Origin of the sequence: Mycobacterium kyorinense, assembly GCF_001672775.1 — a bacterium.
GTDB classification, from domain to species: Bacteria; Actinomycetota; Actinomycetes; order Mycobacteriales; family Mycobacteriaceae; genus Mycobacterium; species Mycobacterium kyorinense_A.
In genome coordinates this window covers 1-3,472 of sequence record NZ_LZKJ01000181.1, presented here as the reverse complement: position 1 = coordinate 3,472, position 3,472 = coordinate 1, and the positions used below count along the sequence as shown (strand labels likewise).

Below are 3,472 nucleotides of genomic sequence, written 5' to 3'. Positions count from 1 at the left end.
CCAATGCCGCGTCCGCAGCATGTTCCGTTGTCGTTTGCTCAGCAGCGGTTGTGGTTTATCGATCGGTTTGAGGGTGGGGTTGCGACGTACAACATGCCGACTGCGTTGCGGGTTAGTGGGGCGTTGGATGTTGGGGCGTTTGGGGCGGCGCTTGATGATGTGATTGCTCGTCATGAGTCGTTGCGGACGGTGTTTCCTGATGTTGATGGTGTGCCGTTCCAGGAGGTGTTGCCGGCTCGGGCGGGGATGTGGCGGGTTGGGGATGGTGCGGTGGTGGCGTTGCCGGAGCGGGATGTGGTGGCGGCGTTGGTGGGTTTGGCGGGGTATCGGTTTGATTTGTCGGTTGAGATTCCGATTCGGGTGCAGATTTTTGCGGTGGGTCCTGAGCAGTTTGTGGTGGGTATTGTGGTGCACCACATTGCTTTTGATGGTTGGTCGTTGGCGCCGATGGCTCGGGATTTGGGGGTGGCCTATGCCAGTCGTTGTGGTGGTCGGGCGCCGGGTTGGGCGCCGTTGGCGGTGCATTATGCCGATTACACGTTGTGGCAGCAGCAGTGGTTGGGGGTGGAGTCTGATCCGGGCAGTGTGATTGCTGGGCAGTTGCGGTATTGGTTGCAGGAGTTGGCCGATTTGCCTGAGGTGGTGTCGTTGCCGACGGATCGGGCTCGGCCGCCGGTGCCTAGTTATCGCGGTGAGGCGGTGGAGTTGCGTATTGACCCGCTGGTGTGGGCGGGGGTTAAGCAGGTGGCGGCTGCGCATAATGCGACGGCTTCGATGGTGTTGCAGGCGGTGTTGGCGGTGGTGTTGCACCGGGTGGGGGCCGGTGATGACGTGGTGATGGGCTCGCCGATTGCTGGGCGTGCGGATGCGGCGCTTGATGATTTGGTCGGGTTTTTTGTCAACATGTGGGTGTTGCGGGTGGGTGTTAGTTCTGGGCTTCGGTTCAGTGATGTGCTTGGGCAGGTGCGGCAGAAGGCGTTGGATGCCTATAGCAATCAGGATGTTCCGTTCGAGTTGTTGGTTGAGCAGCTCAATCCGGTGCGTTCTGCGGCGCATCATCCGCTGTTTCAGGTGGCGATGGCTTTTCAGAACAATGTGCGTCCTGAGATGGTGCTTGATGGGGTGGGTGTCGAGCCGTTGGGGGTGTTTACTCGCACGGCCAAGTTTGATTTGGATATTGAGTTAAGTGAGGTTCCCACTGAGGATCCGGGTGCGCCGATGGCTGCGGGGGCGGTGTTGTATGCCACGGATTTGTTTGATCGGGTCACTGTTGAGCGGTTGGTTGGTTGGTTTGGGCGGGTGCTTGAGGCGGTGACGGTGGATGCCTCGGTGGTGGTGGGTGAGGTGTTGTTGCTGGATGCCGGTGAGCGTGATCTGGTGCTGGCGGGGTGGTCTGGTGTGGGGGTGGGTGCGCCGGTGGGGGTGGCGCCGCAGTTGTTGGCTGAGGCGGTAGCTGCCGACCCGGATGCGGTGGCGGTGATCGATGGTGGTCGGTGGCTGTCGTATGGCGAGTTGGATGGGTGTTCGACGCGGTTGGCGCGGGTGTTGATTGAGGCGGGGGTGGGTCCTGAGCGTGCGGTGGGTGTGGCGATGGATCGGTGTGTGGAGTTGGTGGTGGCGTGGTGGGCGGTGCTCAAGGCCGGTGGGGTGTATGTGCCGGTGGATCGGGCTCATCCGGTGGAGCGGATCGCTGCGGTGTTGGATGTCTCGGGTGCGGTGTGTGTATTGACTTGTGGTGCCGATGATTTGGTGGGGGCTGGGTCGCGGCCGGTGCTGCGTGTTGATGGTTTGGATCTTTGTGGGGGCCGTGCGGATCCGATTGTCGATGCTGAGCGGTTGGCTGGGTTGGGGGTCGATAACACCGCGTATGTGATTTTTACTTCGGGGTCTACTGGTGTTCCTAAAGGGGTGGCGGTCAGTCATGCCGGTTTGCTGGGGGTGGCGGCGGCTCATCGTGAGGTGTTCGGGTTGTGCGCGGGTGCGCGGGTGTTGATGGTGGCCGCGCCGACCTTTGATGCGTCGGTCTTTGAGTGGTTGTTGGCGGTGGCGTCGGGGGCGGCGTTGGTGGTGGCGTCGGCGGATGTGTATGGCGGGGAGGCGTTGACTGCGTTGCTGCAGGGGCAGCGGGTCAGCGCGGCGTTGTTGACTCCGACGGTGCTGGCGTCGTTGGATCGCGCTCGGCTGGATGGGTTGGGCACGTTGATCACTGGTGGGGAGGCTTGTGCGGGGGAGTTGGTGGCTGCTTGGGCGCCGGATCGGCGGATGTTTAACGCCTATGGCCCCACTGAGGTCACGATCTGGGCTAGCTGTGCTGGGTTGGTGGCGGGGCAGCCGGTGAGCATCGGTGCTCCGATCCCGGGGGTTAGTGCGCTGGTGCTTGATGCGCGGTTGAGTCCGGCGCCGGTCAAGGTGGTGGGCGAGTTGTATTTGGCTGGGCCCGCGCTTGCTCACGGGTATATCGGGCGCACGGAGTTGACTGCCGAACGGTTTGTGGCCAACCCCTATGGGGGTGTGGGGGCGCGGATGTATCGCACCGGTGATGTGGTGCGCTGGACGCCGGCGGGCACGTTGGAGTATCTGGGACGGGCCGATACCCAAATCAAATTGCGTGGACAGCGTTTGGAGTTGGGTGAAATCGAAAATGCCTTGTTGGCTTGCCCGCAGGTCATTCAGGGCGCGGCCACTGTGCACCATGGTGATACGGGTTCTCATTTGGTTGCCTATGTGACTCTTGAGCAGGCCGTCACTGCCGCCGATGACGAGGCCGAAATTGTTGGCCAGTGGCAACATATCTACGACAAGCTCTATGACGCTGAGGTTGCGGTGTCGGGGTTTGGCATGGATTTTCGGGGCTGGAACAGCAGCTACACCGATGATCCGATTCCGCTTGAGGAGATGGTGGAGTGGCGGTCGGCCACGGTGGGTCGGATCATGGCCCTGCGGCCGCGGCGGGTGTTGGAGATCGGCGTGGGTTCTGGGCTGGTGTTGTCGCAGATCGCGCCGTTGTGTGAGCAGTATTGGGGTACCGATTTTTCTGCGCCCACGATTGAGAGGTTGCAGGCGTTAAGTGCTGGGCAGCCGTGGGGGGATCGGGTGCAGTTGCGGGTGCAACCGGCCGATGTGGCCGAGGGGTTGCCCGAGGGCTATTTCGATGTGGTGGTGCTCAACTCGGTGGTCCAGTACTTCCCCAGTGCGGGGTATCTGACCGATGTGTTGGTGGTGGCGATGCGATTGCTGGCGCCGGGTGGGGTGTTGTTTGTCGGCGATGTGCGCAACCACAGCCTGCAAGGCGCGTTTCAGACCGGTGTCGCCCTTGCCCGCACCGCTGGCGATGATACCGCTGAGATTCGTCAACGGGTCCACCGCGCCGTGCTTGGTGAGCCTGAATTGTTGCTGGCTCCAGAGTTTTTCACTACGTGGGCTGCCGAGCATGCCTCGGTGGCCGGTCTGGCCATTGAAGTCAAGTGTGGGT

1 pseudogene is annotated in these 3,472 nt (G+C 62.0%); it reads left to right on the top strand.

Going from position 1 to position 3,472, the window contains the following annotated elements:
- Positions 1–9 precede the first annotated feature (9 nt).
- Positions 10–3,472 (top strand): annotated as a pseudogene (locus A5707_RS19800) (non-ribosomal peptide synthetase); the annotation flags it as partial.